Annotated in this window: 12 protein-coding genes; 5 read left to right on the top strand and 7 right to left on the bottom strand. The window is 75.5% G+C overall.

Translation table 11 applies throughout. The features are described from left to right. Positions 1-8: 8 nt before the first annotated feature. Together AB0P03_RS16660 and AB0P03_RS16655 are read right to left on the bottom strand one after the other, a co-directional pair. Positions 9-1361 carry a lanthionine synthetase C family protein gene (locus tag AB0P03_RS16660; RefSeq protein WP_363629409.1) on the bottom strand — a complete coding sequence of 451 codons (1353 nt, stop codon included), beginning with the start codon at positions 1359-1361 and terminating at the stop codon, positions 9-11. Then, positions 1358-4828 (bottom strand): lantibiotic dehydratase, encoded by a 3471-nt coding sequence (locus tag AB0P03_RS16655; protein ID WP_363629408.1) that lies wholly within the window; start codon positions 4826-4828, stop codon positions 1358-1360. Before AB0P03_RS16655 ends, AB0P03_RS16660 begins: the two co-directional genes overlap by 4 nt. Before the next feature lie 255 nt (positions 4829-5083). Here AB0P03_RS16655 and AB0P03_RS16650 point away from each other — a divergent pair, with 255 nt between their 5' ends. Beyond that, on the top strand, positions 5084-5215 hold the full coding sequence (locus AB0P03_RS16650; RefSeq protein WP_363629406.1) for a hypothetical protein: 132 nt from the start codon (positions 5084-5086) through the stop codon (positions 5213-5215). A gap of 101 nt (positions 5216-5316) precedes the next feature. Here the strand turns inward: AB0P03_RS16650 and AB0P03_RS16645 are convergent, their stop codons facing one another. The 5 genes from AB0P03_RS16645 to AB0P03_RS16625 form a co-directional block, all read right to left on the bottom strand. Next, positions 5317-6237: a cupin domain-containing protein gene (locus tag AB0P03_RS16645; RefSeq protein ID WP_363585836.1), complete on the bottom strand. Its 921-nt coding sequence runs from the start codon at positions 6235-6237 to the stop codon at positions 5317-5319. A 482-nt stretch (positions 6238-6719) separates the two neighbouring features. Next, positions 6720-8105, bottom strand: coding sequence for an MFS transporter (locus AB0P03_RS16640; protein ID WP_363585835.1), 1386 nt, complete (start codon positions 8103-8105; stop codon positions 6720-6722). 533 nt (positions 8106-8638) lie between these two features. Continuing rightward, positions 8639-9394 carry a heparin lyase I family protein gene (locus AB0P03_RS16635; RefSeq protein WP_363629404.1) on the bottom strand — a complete coding sequence of 252 codons (756 nt, stop codon included), beginning with the start codon at positions 9392-9394 and terminating at the stop codon, positions 8639-8641. Positions 9395-9598: 204 nt separating this feature from the next. Continuing rightward, positions 9599-11017 carry a solute carrier family 23 protein gene (locus tag AB0P03_RS16630; protein ID WP_363585833.1) on the bottom strand — a complete coding sequence of 473 codons (1419 nt, stop codon included), beginning with the start codon at positions 11015-11017 and terminating at the stop codon, positions 9599-9601. A 260-nt stretch (positions 11018-11277) separates the two neighbouring features. Continuing rightward, positions 11278-12231, bottom strand: coding sequence for a helix-turn-helix transcriptional regulator (locus tag AB0P03_RS16625; protein WP_363629402.1), 954 nt, complete (start codon positions 12229-12231; stop codon positions 11278-11280). A 191-nt stretch (positions 12232-12422) separates the two neighbouring features. On the opposite strand from AB0P03_RS16625, the gene AB0P03_RS16620 reads away from it, so the two are divergent. From AB0P03_RS16620 to AB0P03_RS16605, 4 genes are all read left to right on the top strand, one after another. Next, positions 12423-13133, top strand: a complete 711-nt coding sequence (locus tag AB0P03_RS16620) for a G1 family glutamic endopeptidase (protein ID WP_363629400.1) — start codon at positions 12423-12425, stop codon at positions 13131-13133. A gap of 151 nt (positions 13134-13284) precedes the next feature. Then, positions 13285-13935, top strand: coding sequence for a TetR family transcriptional regulator (locus tag AB0P03_RS16615; protein ID WP_363629398.1), 651 nt, complete (start codon positions 13285-13287; stop codon positions 13933-13935). A gap of 42 nt (positions 13936-13977) precedes the next feature. Next, a complete protein-coding gene (locus AB0P03_RS16610) occupies positions 13978-14745 on the top strand; it encodes an SDR family NAD(P)-dependent oxidoreductase (protein ID WP_363629396.1) in 768 nt (255 codons plus the stop codon). 91 nt (positions 14746-14836) lie between these two features. Then, positions 14837-15877, top strand: a complete 1041-nt coding sequence (locus tag AB0P03_RS16605) for an NAD(P)-dependent alcohol dehydrogenase (RefSeq protein WP_363585828.1) — start codon at positions 14837-14839, stop codon at positions 15875-15877. The last annotated feature ends 125 nt before the right edge of the window (positions 15878-16002 follow it).

Raw genomic sequence — 16002 nt, 5'->3', positions numbered from 1 at the left:
TCAGCAGCTCAGCAGATCAGCAGGAAGGCGTCCCACTCCTCGGCGGCGTCGCCGGTGCCCGCCGAGGACGCCCGCGCAGCGGTACGGGCACGGGCGTGGGCGTGCAGGGCGAGGGCCGCGCCTGCCGTCCCCTCCAGGAGGCCGGGCGGGTCTCCGGTGCCGAGTGCCGTGTCGAGCCGGCTCGCGACGGTGGCGGCGAGCGCGGGCAGACGGGCGGTCAGTTCGGCGGAGCCGGAGTCCTCGGCCATCCGCTGGGCGATCCGCAGCAGGCCGCCGGTGCCGTGGCAGAGTCCGGGGCCCTGGAGGTTCCAGCCGGCGGGGTCGCGCAGCGTGTCGGTCAGCGCCGCGACGGCGGTGGTCCGCCAGTCGGAGCGGCCGTGGGCCGCGCCCGCAAGGAAGAGCGCGCGGGCCGCACCGGGGGTTCCGTAGCACCAGGCCGCCCGCGTCGGCTGGTCGGCCGGCAGCCGGCCGGCCTCCTCGTCCTCGACGCGTACGGTCATCGGCCAGGACCCGCCCACGCCGGGCCGATCCCCGGCCGGGTCGGGGCCCATGGGCACCGGCTCGGTCGGGACGGGCCTGTCCGGGTCGACCGGGCCGGGGATCCGCCGGGCGGCGAGCCAACTCGCCAGCGCCTCGATCGCCTCGTCCTGCCCGGGCACCTCCACACCGCGCAGCCGGGCCAGCGCCAGGAGGGCGAGCGGGCCCGGGACCCCGTGGGCCAGGCCCAGGTTGAGGTGCCCCCGGGGGAACCCGGGATCCGCGCCGGGCAGTCCCGGTCCACCGGCGGTCCACCAGCGCGGCAGCACACCGCCGGTCGGCTCGGCCAGCGCGACCAGCGCGGTGAGCAGGTCGGCCAGTGCCGGTCCGGCCGGCTCCAGCGCGAGCAGCAGCCGGCCCAGGCCCGCCGCGCCCGAGACGGCGTCGAAGGTGTGTGCGCGCAGGCCCGTGCCGGCGGCCAGATCGGCGCGCAGGTCGGCGACGCGCCCGGCCGCGGCCTGCCGGACCCGGGGCGTCAGCCCGTCGAGCAGCGTGCGGTACTCGCCGGGGCGCCGCGCCATGGTGCGGGCGGCGAAGGCGATCGCGGCGGCGCCGGAGAAGAGTCCGCCGCCCCGCATCGCCCCGGGGGCTTTCACGGCGGCCGCGAGGTGCCCGTGCGCGGCGCGGCGCAGCGCGGCGTCGTCCTCACGGTCGGCCAGTACGGCGAGCGCGAGCGCGGCGCCGCTGCGGCCGGCCCCGAGCGCGTGCGCCGCTGGGGGCGGCGCGGACGCCGAGGGCGTCGTGGTGCCGGCGGCCGGTTCTTCGAGCGCACCGGGCCTGCTGAGCGACTCGGCCACGGCGCGGATCGGATCCGTCGTGTTCATCGCCCCTCCCGCGGGCTGGAGCGGCGGGCCCGGTGGGCCTCGACGGCGCCTCGGGCCAGTGCGTAGGCCCGGCGTTCGGCCTCGCGGTCGATCCCGATCAGCCGGTTGTGGCCCATGTGCAGCAGCGAGGCCAGCACCGGGTCGGCCGACGACGGCTCCACCCGGGACGCGTACCGCGCGAGTGCGACGGCCCGCTGCCGCCAGGCGTCGGCCAGCGCGGGGTCGGCGGGCAGCAGGCCGCCCGCCGGGACGGTCGGCCCGTCGGGGCCGATCGCCCGCAACGCGGCCGCGCGCTGGGCCCGGAACGCCTGGTGGTGGCGCTCCGACTTCGGATAGACCCCCGCCAGCCAGGTCCCGACCGAGGGCACGCCGGGGACGGCCGGCGCGACGGCCTGCCGGTCGGTGGGGAGGCCGGTGGGGAGGTCGGCGGAGAGACTGGTGGGGAGGTCGGTGCGGCCCTCGGGCCCGTCGTCAGGAACGCGGTCTCCCACCGGCTGCCCCGCTGGCTGCCCCGCCGACTGCCCCGCGCGGCCGGCCAGGAAGGCCTGCGCGGTGCCGGCGAGGTTCACGGCGGCGAGCAGGTCCCGGGAGAGCGAGCGCTCCGCCCGGGCCAGTCGCAGCGCCGCCAGCGCGACCAGGCTGTCGGCCTGGAAGACCCGTTCGGCGTCGGCGAGCACCTCGGCGCCGCCGTAGCGGTCGGTCTCCGGCGCGTACCCCTCCAGGCGCAGGTCGGCGGCGAGCCCGGCCCGGTGCAGCTCCCGCACCCAGTCGTGCACGGTGGGCAGCAGTCGGGCGGCGAGGACCGGCGGCGCACCGTGGAAACGCAGCCGCAGATGCGGCGCGGAGTCCTGATAGCGGATGAAGAACCAGCGGTCCACGTCGGCGGGCAGGGCGTCGAGCAGCCGGGGCAGGTGTTCGACCAGGATCTCCTCCTGGCGCGCCTCGGTGGCCGCCAGCCGGGCGAACAGCCAGGATCCGCCGGGGAGTTCGACGGTCCGGTCGCGCCGGGCGGGCAGCGGGCGGCGAGGTCCGGACGCGGTCGGCCCGGTCGTGCTGCGGCGCAGCGGGACCACCAGTTCGGCGGTCCGCGCACCATCCGGTCCGCACAGCCAGCCGCCGTCGCCGGCCGGGTTGGGGTCCTCCTGGAGCACGGTGGGCTCGGCGGACCGCGCCTGGCTGTGCAACAGCCGCCGGTGCCACGGGAGGTCGAGGTCCAGGCTGATCCGCTGGTCGCCGCTGATCAGGCGGACGGCGGCCGGCACTCCCCAGCGTCGGCGCCAGCGGGCCAGGCCCTCGTCCCACTGCTCGAACGGGGCGGAGGCCGCCGGGACGGGCGCGGTCAGCCGCCAGGTGGCCGGGGCCAGCACCACCCGGCCCCGGCGGACGCGCGGCAGCACGGGCGCGCTGCTCGCCGCCCCCCAGTCCCAGGGCTGCCAGGGCCGTTGCCCGGTCAGCGTCACCTCCTGGAGGAAACGGGCCGCGTTGGGCGCACCGCTGCGCAGGTTGAGCACGTGATGGGTGGCGACGCGGACCTCGCGGCCGAGGCGGCGGGAGTACACCGCGAGCCGGTCGGGGTCGGCCAGCACGACCAGGTCGTCCAACGGAAGTACGGAGGGGCCGCCCGGGTCGGCGAAGGCGCTGACCACCACCCGGTGGTCGAGCCAGCGCGGGGTCAGGGCGATGTTGGCATGGCGCGCGCGGTACGGGGTGAACTCCAGGTGCGCTTCGAGTGCGCCGTGGTCGCCGGATCCGGTGGGCCCAGCGGACTGCACGGACCCGGCGGCCTCGGCCAGCAGTGCCCCGCCGGCCGCCGCGGGGTCGTCCGCCGACCGGCCCGGGTCCGCGCCCGGTTCGGCACCCGGGCCGCGGTCGCCCCCCGCACCCGCGAGCAGGGTGGCGAAGCGGCCGAAGGTGGCTCCGGCGCGGTCACTGCCGGCGACAGGGGAGAGCACGAGTCGGAAGTCCCCGGCGTCCAGCGCCTCCAGGGAGTCCGCCGCCAGTTCGGCGTACAGCTCCAGGGATGCGGGCGGGGTGTCGACGGCGCCGCCCGTCTCGTCGCGCGGCGGGGCCAGCCGGGCCAGCAGGTCGTCGTCCAGGAGCACTTCGGGCAGCGCGCCGTCCGGCTCCCGGTCGGCGAGGGCGCCCGCCGCCAGTTCGGCCAGCAACCGGTCGCGGGCCGCGTCGGCGTCGGTGCGGGCCCGGGCGGGCTGGGGGTTGGCCGTGCCGCGGGGGCCGGCCGGGCGCCGGTAGCCGGCCGGCGGGCCCAGGCCGGTGTCGGGGTCGAGCAGTTCGGCCAGTGGGACGGGGCTGTCCGTGCCGTACCGCTCGACGAACTCCGCGTGGTACGCGCGCAGGTGCTCGGGCCCGGGGGCCGGCGGCGACAGGCGCCAGAGGAGCGCGGCGGTCCTCTCCAGCTCGGTGCGGACCTGGTCCGGCAGGACCACCTCGGCGTCCAGGGCGAGATCCGCGTGGAGCGGGCGGTCGGCCGGGGCGAGCCGGGTCATCCGGGTCCGGAGTTCGCGCAGCAGGTCGGTGGCCTGCCCGCCGGGCAGGGCGGCGGCCTGCGCCAACGCGCTCCGGACGGCCGCCAGTTCGGGGTGCACCGGGTGGTCTGCGGGTATCCGGTCGAGCACATGGCCGAGCAGGTCGGTGCTGTCCGCCGGAGGCGTCAGGTCGGTGAGCAGGAAGCCCTGGCCGACCAGCGAGCGGACCAGGGCCGCGACGGCCTCGGCCGGGGCCGTGGGGAAGTCGGCGGTCAGCGCGGCCAGCAGGTCGCAGTGCCGGACCGGCTCGGCGGCGGTCCGGATCGCGGCCCGGACGACGGCGGTGGCCCGTACGGTCCGTTCGGCGACCGGCTCCGCCTCGGCACCGGCGGCGGCGGGCCGACGCTCGGGCAGGTACGGCAGCACCAGGCGACCGCCGCGCAGCCGGGCCTGCTGGTCCACGGCCAGCCGCAGGCCGGGCAGCACCGCAGGGTCGGTCCGCAGCCGGTCGAGCAGCGGGAGCAGCCAGCCCAGGTCGGGCCGCAGGGCGCGGCGGTCGGCCCCGCCCCAGCGGACCTTGGCCGCCGCGCCGAAGCGCGCCGGCACCACCGCGGCCATCAGCCCGAACGGCGTCGGCCGGGTGGCCATCCGCAACCGGTAGCGGCTGACCGCCTCGGCCGCCCGGCGCAGCGCGGCCGGGCGGGGCACGGTGCCTGCGGCGACCTGGTCGAGTAGGTCGGCCAGGGAGGGGCTGGAGAGCTCGATCGCCTCGCGCAGGGCCGGGTCGGCGGCGGCCTCGGCGAGGTACGTCAGGAGCGCGGTCTCGGCGGACCCCGGCGCGGTCTCGGCGGACCCCGGCGCGGGGTGCGCGGGGTCGGCCGGGACGGTGTGGCGGTGCGAGCGCGGCAGCGCGGGTGTCCGCAGCAGGACCGGGCCGGTCGCGGTGAAGAGTCCGTCCTGGGGCGCTCCGTGCGTCTCGACCACTGTGCTCCTCGTGCCTCGGTGCCTCATGCCACACGCCCCGTACCGATGCCGCCACGCGGCTCGCACTCCTGACGGCGGGTCGGGTCGTGTCTACCTCGGCGATCGAAAACTGTCCACCATCGATCGAACTGTTTCGATTTTTGGCTGAGTTAATCCATTCATCCGTGCAGAACCATTGCTGGGCCCATGCAGGAGTGCCTAACGTCCGCTGCAGTCCGCCGCGGTCAACCGTGGCACTGACGAAGGGAGGCCCTCATGGCCGACAACATGCTGGAGCTGTTCGACCTTGACGTGCAGGACCTGGTCTCGACCGAGCTCGGCGAGCAGGAGGAGTCCGCGTTCAGCATCTCCTGTGAGGGGTCCTGCACCCGTCCGTGGTGCATCTAGTCCGGTAGCAGTACCGGCACTACGGGGCGCGGTTGCCCGGACCAGACGGTCCGGGCAACCGCGCCCTCGTGCGTTCAGGCCCCGCCCGGTCTCGGCCCGGCTCAGCCGCCGGCGGCCAGCGGTCCGTGACCCGGCGCCGCCTGACCGTCGTCCGTCACCGGCGCGGGCAGCGGCCCCCGGGCCAGCCGCAGCAGCTCCTGCGGGGTCAGTTCGGCCAGCCGGGCGCGGCCCAGTCGCAGCACCTCCGCGGCCGTGTCCAGCAGTTCCGCCGGTTTCGCCGGGCGCTCCGGCAGCCCGGCCGCCCAGTCGCCGCCGGCCAGCCACTCGCCGACGGCGCCGCGCAGCTGCCCCGTGCCCGCCTCCCGGATCGTGAACGAGAGGTGTACCGACAGGCCCTGGTGGCCCGTCGCGGTGTGTGGTGCCCCGCGCGGCACGTACAGCACCTCGCCCGGCCCGAGCACCGAGTTGAGCGCCACCGCGCCGGGTTCGGGGGCCAGCCCCGGGCGCCAGCGCCCGTCGGCGGGGGCCTCGTGGACCGTCCACTCCTTCTTTCCCGCGAGCTGGACGACCAGCACGTCCGCGTCGTCCCGGTGCACGTCCAGCCCGCGCCGGCCGGCACCCGTCGCGAAGCAGAACGCCTCGGTCCGGCGGCCCAGTTCGACCGCGATGTCGGTGGCCAGCGCGCGCACCGGCGCGTGCCACTGGTCCAGCTGCGGCAGCAGCAGCGTGGCGCCGTCGGCCAGCAGGGCGGCGATCCGGTCAGGGTCGGCGAAGCCCTCCTCCCGGCGCCCGGCGACCACCCGGGTCGTGCAGAACTCCGCGGGCGGTACGACCGCACCCGCCCGGACCATCTCGACGTAGGGCACCCGCAGCAGTCCGCCGCGCAGCGCCTCGTCCAACTCGCCCGGCCGGGGCAGCCCCGCCGGCCAGCCCGCGGTGCGGAACACCTGCGGCCGGCGTTCTTCCAGCGCCTCGGCGAACGTCGCCGCGTCGCCCACCAATTCGGTCAGAACTCGTCCCATCGTCCATCCCTCCGTCCAGCGGCCCACCACCGGTCGACCGTCGCATAACCTACGGATGAACATCTGAGTCGGGTTCAGCGAGAATCCGCCGACCAGCCCGGGATCGGCCAGCTTCGCGCCACGGGGCGACCACCGCGATGTGCTGCGGCGGCCCGTCGCGGGCGGACGGGCCGAGGGGTGAAGCGGGCGAGCGGCGCCGGCGCCGGCTCCCGACCTGCGAGTCCCGCCGCCCCAGGTCGGACGGCCGGCGGCGGCGGGCGCGGCCCGTTCTTGCGGCAGCCCGCCCGCCCTCCGGCGCGACAGGCGGCGACGCCGGGGCGCCGGCCGTCCCGCACCGCCCCGAGGGCGTCGGCGAGCCGTTCCGATCGACTGTGACGAGCGTCACACTTCAGCCCCGGTCGGCCGGGCGGCGCCGCCCGGAAGGTCCCGGACAGCGCCGCCGGTGCGTCACACGGTGGCCGTCAGTGCACCTCGGCGCACCCTCAGCGCGCCGTCTGCGGGACACGCTGGCCCGGGACGGCCGGCCTGGCGGCCGTGCGGCCGGCGGCCGGGGCGGCGCCCAGGGCGGTGCCCCGGGTCTCCTCGGCCCACAGCACGCACACCAGCAGGCCGACCACGGTGGTGCCGGCCGCGATGAGCATGGTCGGACCGGTGCCCAGTCCGGACAGCGACAGCGGCAGCAGGTAGGTGCCGACGGCCGCGCCGATCCGGCTCACCGAGGTCGCCACACCCACCGCCGTCGCCCGGATCTCGGTGGGGAACAGCTCGTTGGGGTAGGTCCAGTCGAGGACGTTGGGCCCGCCGCACAGGAAGGCGTACGCGCACAGCGCCGTCAGGGCGACGGCCGCCGGGGCGGTGGGCCACACGCCCAGCAGGGCCAGCGGGACGGCCATCAGGGCGAACGACCAGATGATGACGGGGCGCCGGCCGCGGGTGTCGATCAGGCGCAGGGCCGGGTAGCAGCCGAGCAGGAAGACGAGGCTGATCAGCCCGGTGCCCAGGGTCTCCATCACGGTGCCGCCGGGCATGCCGAAGGAGGAGAGGATCTGCGGGCCGAAGGTGAGCATCGCGAACAGCGGGCCGACCTGGCAGAGGAAGAACAGGCCGCAGAACAGGGTGCGGCGCCGGTAGGGCGGGGTCATCAGCAGGCGCAGCCCGCCGGGGCGGCCGCGCTCGGCCGGGTCGGGCATCAGCTCGCGGCCGTCCACCCGTACGCCGAGGTGCTTCTCGACCACGCGCACCGCGTCGCCGACCCGCCCGTGGGCGGCCAGCCAGCGCGGGGACTCCGGCGTGCCGCGGCGGATCACCAGGAACACCACGCACAGCACCGTGGAACTCGCGAGCATCCACCGCCAACTGCCGGGCCCGGCCAGCTCCAGGAACGCGTAGCCCACCACGTAGGCGAGCACGGAGCCGGCGTACCAGGCGATGATCTGCTGACCGAGCAGCCGCCCGCGCTGTTTGGCGGGCAGCCACTCGGCGAGCAGGGAGGTGGCGATGGGGTAGTCGGCGGCCACGGCCATGCCGAGCACGAAGCGCAGCACGGCGATCGCCCACACCGTGTCGACCCAGAAGGAGAGCACCGAGCAGGCGACCATCACGAGCAGGTCGGCGGTGTACATCACCTCCCGGCCGATCCGGTCGGTCAGCACGCCGAAGAGCGCGCCGCCGACGAACATGCCCACCAGCGCGGCGGCGCCGATCAGGCTGACCTCCGCGGTGGACAGGCCGAGCTCGGGTCGCATCCCGATCAGGGCGACGCCGACGATGCTCAGGATGTAGCCGTCGAGCAGCGGCCCACCGGAGCAGGCGAGGGCCAGTCTCCGGTGGAAGGCGGTATACGGGGCGTTGTCGATGGTCTGGGACATGTGCTGGGGGTCCTCCGGAGCGTACGGCGGCGGATGGCCCGCTCACCGTGCGCCGGGTAGACGGCAGGGAAGGACGCCGTCCGGCGGACGGCGCCATCGCCCGCTCACACCGGGCGACCGTCCACGGTTGCCCGGGTGCGAGGGGGGCGCCACCGGGCCGAAGGTCGGCCGAAGTCGCGACCAAGGTCCCGAAGCGGACAGGACCTCGGACCGTGTCGCGACCCCGTCCGCCCAGTCCTGCCGGGCCCTGTCGCCGTCCGGGCGCCCGCCCGCCCGCCGGGCGTGACCCTTCTCACCCGGAGGCCCCCGAGGACCCCGATCGTGTGACCGGGGTCACGTCGCACCGGTCGATGTCCGGGGGAATTCACCGATCGGGCCGCTCGGGTGCTGCGAATTGATCGGCCGGCGGGGGAGGGCGGGTCGGCCCGGCGGCGGGCGGCCGTGACGAGCTCCGGCGCCGTGCCGGAAAAGGCCGGAGGCCCGGACCGCGAGCTGCGGTCCGGGCCTCCGGACAGGATCTGGGCCGGGCGTCGTTACGAGCCGGCCGTGGCCGCTTCCAGGGTGGTCGCCATGATCGGGCTGGTGAACGTGTTCGTCGCGTCGCCCGAGGAGGGGTGGTAGGAGCCCCACTTGAGGTAGTTGCGGTCGCCGTCCCAGGTGGTGCCCGTGAAGGTGCCCGAGCCGGTGGTGAAGGTCTGCTTCACGCCGTCGAACCAGAAGTCGATGGTGCCGTCGGTGCGGCCCAGGCGGATCTTCAGCGCGTACGAGTGCCACTGGCCGTTGGTGGTCGGCGCCGTCCACAGCGAGTGCGCGACGTGGTCGGTGTCCCACTCCTGGAGGCGGATGCGTCCGGTCGTCGCGTCGATCTCGATCGGGTGGTTCGCCGTGTCGGTGCTCGGCGAGCACTTGAGCTGGAAGACGTAGCGGCTGTTGGAGTCCTGGATGTCCACCTTGGACGACCAGCCGAGGTAGAAGGTGTCGCCCTCCTTCAGGTTGGGGCTGAGCGTCTCGCAGCGCTCCTCGCCCGCGGCCTGGAACGCCCGCCACACACTGCCCTTGGCGGGGTCCTTGACGACGTCGAAGTTCCCCGACGCGCACTGGACGGAGGCGAAGGAGGACGGGCCCTTGCTGATGCTCGGGGTCCAGAGGACCTTGCCCGCCGCGGCGGCCCCGGTCGGGCCGGCGACGACGGCGGAGCTGCTCGCGGTGGCCGAGCCGCAGGAGATCGCGAGCGTGGCGAGGGCCACGGCGCCGACGGCGACCTTGCGGTGGTGCGACAGAAGGGACATGCCTCTCCCGGGGGGATGAGTGGCCGGAACGGACGCGCCCGGGCCGGCCGGCCCGGGTGCACGGAGCGATTCGACCACCTGACGGCCCGTCGGGCCAGGCGGAAGCACGGGCGGAAGTACCTTTCGGTCACTTCCGCCGGTCGGCTCCAGCCGTAGCCGTAGCCGTGGCCGAGGGCGCCGCCACGGCCACGGCCACCGCCCCGCTTACGGGGTGCGCCGCTGCGCCCCGCCCGACTCGCCGTCCTCGCCGGACCCCTCGTCGTAGGAGGAGGTGCCCTCGTCCAGCAGCGGCTCCTGCGTCTTGAGGTGTGCGGGGGCCAGCGCCCGCAGCGTGTGGTAGCCGGTGATGACGACCAGGGTGCCCAGCGCGATGCCGCTGAGGCTGAAGGTGTCGGTGAACTTCAGGGTGACGTTGCCGATGCCGATGATGATGCCCGCGGCGGCCGGCACCAGGTTCAGCGGGTTGCGCAGGTCCACCTTGGACTTGATCCAGATCTGCGCGCCGAGCAGGCCGATCATGCCGTACAGGATGACGGTGATGCCGCCGAGCACCCCGCCGGGGATCGCGGCGACGACGGCGCCGAACTTCGGGCAGACGCCGAACAGCAGCGCGAAGCCGGCCGCGGCCCAGTAGGCGGCGGTGGAGTAGACCCGGGTGGCGGCCATGACGCCGATGTTCTCGGAGTAGGTGGTGTTCGGCGGGCCGCCGAGCGCGGTGGAGAGCATGGAGCCGACGCCGTCGGCGGAGATCGCGACGCCGAGCTTGTCGTCCAGCGTCTGGCCGGTCATCTCGCCCACGGCCTTGACGTGCCCGGCGTTCTCCGCGACGAGCGCGATCACCACGGGCAGGGCGACCAGGATCGCGGACCACTGGAAGGAGGGGCCGTGGAAGGCGGGCAGGCCGATCCAGTCCGCCTTGCCGACGCCCGACAGGTCCAGGCGCCAGTGGTCGGTGAGGTGGCCGCCCGCGTCCACCGAGTGGATCTTGCCGAAGACCTGGTCGAACAGCCAGGAGATCCCGTACCCGAAGAGCAGCCCGAGGAAGATCGCCACGCGCGACCAGAAGCCGCGCAGGCACACCACGGCCAGACCGGTGAACAGCATCACCAGCAGCGCCGTCCACTGGTCCTGCGGCCAGTAGGTCGACGCGGTGACGGGGGCGAGGTTGAAGCCGATCAGCATGACGACCGCGCCGGTCACGATCGGCGGCATCGCCGCGTGGATGATCCGCGCCCCGAACCGCTGGACCGCGAGGCCCACCAGGAACAGTGCCGCGCCCACCACGAACACCGCACCGGTCACGGTCGCGCTGGTGCCGCCCTGCGCCCGGATCACCGCGGCCACGCCCACGAAGGACAGCGAGCAGCCGAGGTAGCTGGGCACCCGGCCGCGGGTGGCCAGCAGGAAGATGATCGTCGAGACGCCGGACATCATGATCGCGAGGTTGGGGTTGAGCCCCATCAGCACGGGCGCCACGAAGCTCGCGCCGAACATGGCCACCACGTGCTGGGCGCCGAGCCCTGCCGTGCGGGGCCAGGAGAGCCGTTCGTCGGGGCGGACGACCGCCCCCGGCGCGGGCGTACGCCCGTCACCGTGCAGCTTCCAGCGCACGCCGAGATCCATGGTGGGGGTTCGCTTTCTCTGTACTTCCGGTGAACTGTCCGCACCATTCTCCCGGTCACCGGGCCTCCCGCGCGCACCCGGCCCGGCCTTGACCTGCGCACTCGCGCGGAGCGGGGCGGGGCCCGCGTGTGCGGGAGCCGGCCCGGGCGCCGTCGGCGATGTCCTCGGTACCGCCCGCGGTACCGCCCTCGGCGGCGGCCTTCAGGCCGCTCGGCCAGGCCTCCGGCCCCGGCGGCCGGCCCGACGGTGGCGCAGCCGGCTCACAGCAGCTCGGCCCGGGCGGCCTGGATGCCCGCCTGGAACCGGGTCCGGGCCCCGAACCGGTCCATCAGCTCCCGCACCCAGCGCTGCACCGTCCGGGTGGACACCCCCAGCTGGCGGGCGATCGACTCGTCGGTGAGCCCCGCCGCGAGCAGCGGGAGCAGCCGGCGGTGCCGGTCCTCCGGGTTCTCCTCCGGCAGGGCGGGCAGCCGCATCGCCTGCGCCCAGTACAGCTCGAACAGCCCGGCCAGCGCGTCCAGCAGGGTGGAGGGCCGGATCAGCAGCACGCTCTGCAGCTCGGTGCCCGCGCTGACCGGCAGCAGCGCCCAGCGGTCGTCCAACAGCGCCAGCTTCAGCGGCAGTTCGGTGTGCACCCGGGCCTGCTCCCCGGCCGTGGTGAAGGAGTGGATCTCCGCCAGGCGCTCCGGATCGCGCAGCACCTGGCTGTGGTACACCACCCTGGTCGTCACCCCCCTTGCCAGCAGGGCCAGTTCGGTCTGCGGATCGCTGCGCCGGATGTACGGGGGCCGGTCCAGGACCCGCAACTGCCGGCGCACCCCCTGTTGCAGGGTGCGCCACAGCTCGGCGACCGACCTGCGCCCGCAGATCACCTCGGCCGGCCCGTCGGAGCCGCTGCCGTCCCGGCCCTGCCGGTAGGCGCGCATCAGCTCGCCCATCCGCCCCCGGGCGCGCCGCAGTTCGACCTCGCGCCGCAGCAGCAGTTCCTCCACCGCCACGTCCGGCGGCACCGCCGCCCAGGCCCCGGCCGCGCAGGCCTCCACGAGCCCCTGAGCGGCCAGCGAGACCAGCGCCGCGAGCACGATCGAGGCCTGGAGGTTCATCTGGGCGGCCAACCGCTGCGGGTCGGCGGCCTGGACGCCGAGCAGCCGCAGGTAGAGCTGTTCCTCGACCGTGCCGAGGCCGAGTCCGGCGAGCATGCCCGTCCCCGACACTGCGCCCTCCTCGCCCTCCACCGGCAGTGGACGAGCCGACTGTGCGCCACTCGGTGCCCGAAATCAAGGGATTGATCGGTCGACATGTTCCCGCCATGTCGGGTTCCTGCCCACGCGGCTCCCTTCCCGGCCCGCCCGCGGCGCCCGCAAGCTGGGCGGCACCCCCTCAACCCCCAGTGAAGGAGCCCCCCATGGCCCTTTCCCGCACCGGCCGGCTCGTGCTCGCCGCCCTGCTGGCCCTCCCGGCCGCTGCGGCCGCGACCCCCGCGACCGCCGCCCCCGCCACCCACACCGCCGCGCACGGCTACGGCGCCGCGCACCGCTTCGGCCACGGCGCCCGCTACGACGGCGGAGTCTGGGGCGGCTACGTCGCCCAGGGCAGCGGCTTCCAGAGCGTCTCCGGCTCCTGGACCATGCCCGCCGTGCAGTGCAACACCGCCAACGACCTGTTCGCCCCGTGGGTCGGCATCGACGGCTACGGCTCGCAGACCGTCGAGCAGACCGGTGTCCAGGCCGACTGCTCCAGCGGCTCCCCGGTCTACTCGGCCTGGTACGAGATGTACCCGGCCCCGCCGCAGTACTTCAGCGACCCGGTGGGCGCCGGTGACAGCTTCACCGCCTCGGTGGTCAACGACGGCGGCTCCGGCTACACCCTGCAGATCACCGACACCACCAAGGGCTGGAGCGAGAGCACCCGCCAGCAGCTCGACGGCCAGAACGTCAGTGCCGAGGCCGTGATCGAGTCCCCGAGCCAGAGCTACCCCTCCTTCAGCCGCCTGGACTTCTCCGGCGTCACGGTCAACGGCCAGGTCTTCGACGGCTACTCCCCGCAGGCCATCAACAGCGGCCCCTACACCGAGACCCCGCTCAGCAACGGCTCCTTCGCGATAGTCCCCGCCTGACCCGGCCGCCTGAACCGTCGGCCTGACCCGTTCCACTCGACCCGCCTCCGAGCCCGCCCCGGCCCCCGCCTTCCCGCGGGGCCCGGGGCGGGTTCGCGTCCCGTCGGGACTCATGTCCCAATGAGACATTTCCGGGTGTACGGTGGCTCCCGTGACCACCGAGAAGGCCGAGCACAGCACCGAGGGGCGGCGTGACCGCAAGGCGCGCCGCACCCGCGAGTCACTGGCCGCCGCCGCCCTCCAGCTGGTGCTGGACCGCGGCCTGGCCGCCGTCTCCGTCGAGGACGTCACCGACCGGGCCGACGTCTCCCGCCGCACCTTCAGCCGATACTTCGCCTCCCGCGAGGACGCCGTGTTGGACTGCCTGCGCGCCGACTTCGGCCGGATCAACGCGACGCTGGCGGCCCGCCCCGCCGCCGAGGCCCCGGTGGCCGCCTACCGCGCGGCGCTGCGGGTCTGGCTGGGCGACGAGCGGGACCCGGCCTGGCACCGGCGCCCCGGCGTGCGGGAGCTGTTCGGCCTGATCGCCGCCGAGCCCTCGCTGACCGCCGCCTACCGGCGGATCTGCGTCGACGAGGAGGAGGCCTCCATCCGGATCGCCGCCGCCCGCCTCGGCCTGGACGCGGAGTACGACCTGCGCCCGGCCGTCGCCGTCGGCCTCGGCGTGGCGGCCCTCCAGGCCGCCTCCCGCGCCTGGGTCCGCCACCCCGTCGGCGCCGACGAACCGGATCTGCCCGACCTCGTGGAACGGGCCTTCGACCTGCTCGCCGCCGAACCGCCCCCCGACGGCCCGGCGGCCTGAACCACCGCGCCCCCGGCGCACCCGCACGAAAGGACGTACGCCATGACCGGCACCGACCACCCCCAGGAGTTCACCGGCAAGGCCGCACTGGTCACCGGTGGTGCCTCCGGCATCGGCCTCGCCGTGGCCCGCCGCCTGGCGGCCGGCGGCGCGGCCGTCGCCGTCGCCGACTTCGACCTGGAGGGCGCCCGCAAGGCCGCCGCCGAACTGGAGGCCGCCGGCGCCCGGGCCCTGGCGATCGGGACGGACGTCACCGACCCGGAGTCGGTGCGGGCCGCCGTCCAGGCCACCGTGGACGGCCTCGGCGCCCTGCACCTGGCCGTCAACAACGCCGGCATCAGCGGCGCGAAGGCCCCCACCGGCGCGTACGAGCCCGAGCAGTGGCGCCGGGTCCTGGCCACCAACCTCGACGGCGTCTTCTACTCGCTGCGCTACGAGATCCCCGCCATCCTGGCGGCCGGCGGCGGCGCCGTCGTCAACATGGCCTCGATCCTGGGCACCAACGGCTTCGCCGGTTCGCCCGCCTACGCCGCCGCCAAGCACGGCGTGGTGGGCCTGACCAAGACCGCCGCCCTGGAGTACGCCGCGCAGGGCGTGCGGATCAACGCCGTCGGCCCGGGCTTCATCGACACCCCGCTGCTGAGCGCGGCCGACGAGGAGGCCCGGCAGGCACTGGTCGCCCTGCACCCGGCCGGCCGGCTCGGCCGCGCCGAGGAGGTCGCCGAACTGACCGCCTTCCTGCTCTCCGACCGGGCCTCCTTCATCCACGGCAGCTACCACCTGGTCGACGGCGCCTACGCGGCCCGCTGACCGGCCCGCCACCGGCCCGTCCGGGAGCCGGGGCAGCGCAACCGGGGGGACAGGCAAGTCCGGGGGGACCGAGAGAGGGAGTCCGAAACCCATGAAGGCAGTCCAGTACCGCAGCGTCGGCGCCGCCCCCGAGGTGGTCACCGTCCCCGATCCGGAGCCCGGCCCCGGCCAGGTCCTGCTCAAGGTCACCGCGGCGGGGGTGTGCCACTCCGACATCGCCGTGATGAGCATGCCCGCCGAGCGCCTCTCCTTCCCCCTGCCGCTCACCCTCGGGCACGAGGGCGTCGGCACCGTGGCCGCGCTCGGCGCGGGCGTGACCGGCCTGGCCGAGGGCGAACCGGTCGCCGTCTACGGGCCGTGGGGCTGCGGCAACTGCGCCAAGTGCGCGGAGGGCAAGGAGAACTACTGCCTGCGCGCCGCCGAACTGGGCATCCGCCCGCCCGGCCTGGGCGCCCCCGGGGCGATGGCCGAGTACATGGTGGTGGACAGCCCCCGGCACCTGGTGCCGCTCGGCGGCCTCGACCCGGTCCGGGCCGTGCCGCTCACGGACGCCGGCCTGACCCCGTACCACGCCATCAAGCGCTCGCTCGGCAAGCTGACGCCCGGCAGCACCGCCGTGGTGATCGGCACCGGCGGCCTGGGGCACGTCGCGATCCAGCTGCTGCGCGCGATGACCGCGGCCCGGGTGATCGCCCTGGACGTGACGGAGGAGAAGCTCGCGCTGGCCCGCGGCGTCGGCGCGCACGAGACGGTCCGCTCCGACGCCTCCGCGCCCGCCCGGGTGCGCGAACTCACCGGCGGCATCGGCGCCCAGGTGGTGCTGGACTTCGTCGGCGCCCCGCCCACGGCGGCCGCGGCCGGAGCGATGGCGGCGGTGGAGGGCGACGTGACGATCGTCGGCCTCGGCGGCGGCACCCTGGCCGTCGGCTTCGGCGCCCTGCCGTACGAGGTCTCGGTGTCCTCCCCGTACTGGGGCACCCGCGGTGAGCTGATCGAGGTCCTCGACCTCGCCCGGGCCGGCGCGGTGGACGTGCACGTCGAGACCTACGGGATCGACGAGGCGCCGCTCGCCTACGAGCGCCTGCACAGCGGCCGGATCAACGGGCGCGCCGTCATCCTCCCCAACGGCTGACGGCTGACGGCTGGGGTCCCGGTCCCGCCGCCCCGACGAGGGGCGGCGGGGGGGCGGGCCGGAGGGGGGGGGCAGGGGCCGGGCCGGGACGGAAAGAAGAGAGTGTGGGGTTTTAAGGGGGTGTG

Source organism: Kitasatospora sp. NPDC088779 (assembly GCF_040685395.1).
GTDB lineage: Bacteria > Actinomycetota > Actinomycetes > Streptomycetales > Streptomycetaceae > Kitasatospora.
Note: the sequence above shows the minus strand (reverse complement) of the source record. Positions and strands in the feature narration are given on the sequence as shown.

Bases quoted from the DNA above. Each gene is read 5' to 3' on its own strand.
- AB0P03_RS16660 (WP_363629409.1), bottom strand. From the start codon at position 1,361: ATGAACACGACGGATCCGATCCGCGCCGTGGCCGAGTCGCTCAGCAGG.
- AB0P03_RS16650 (WP_363629406.1), top strand. From the start codon at position 5,084: ATGGCCGACAACATGCTGGAGCTGTTCGACCTTGACGTGCAGGACCTG.
- AB0P03_RS16645 (WP_363585836.1), bottom strand. From the start codon at position 6,237: ATGGGACGAGTTCTGACCGAATTGGTGGGCGACGCGGCGACGTTCGCC.
- AB0P03_RS16640 (WP_363585835.1), bottom strand. From the start codon at position 8,105: ATGTCCCAGACCATCGACAACGCCCCGTATACCGCCTTCCACCGGAGA.
- AB0P03_RS16635 (WP_363629404.1), bottom strand. From the start codon at position 9,394: ATGTCCCTTCTGTCGCACCACCGCAAGGTCGCCGTCGGCGCCGTGGCC.
- AB0P03_RS16630 (WP_363585833.1), bottom strand. From the start codon at position 11,017: ATGGATCTCGGCGTGCGCTGGAAGCTGCACGGTGACGGGCGTACGCCC.
- AB0P03_RS16620 (WP_363629400.1), top strand. From the start codon at position 12,423: ATGGCCCTTTCCCGCACCGGCCGGCTCGTGCTCGCCGCCCTGCTGGCC.
- AB0P03_RS16610 (WP_363629396.1), top strand. From the start codon at position 13,978: ATGACCGGCACCGACCACCCCCAGGAGTTCACCGGCAAGGCCGCACTG.
- AB0P03_RS16605 (WP_363585828.1), top strand. From the start codon at position 14,837: ATGAAGGCAGTCCAGTACCGCAGCGTCGGCGCCGCCCCCGAGGTGGTC.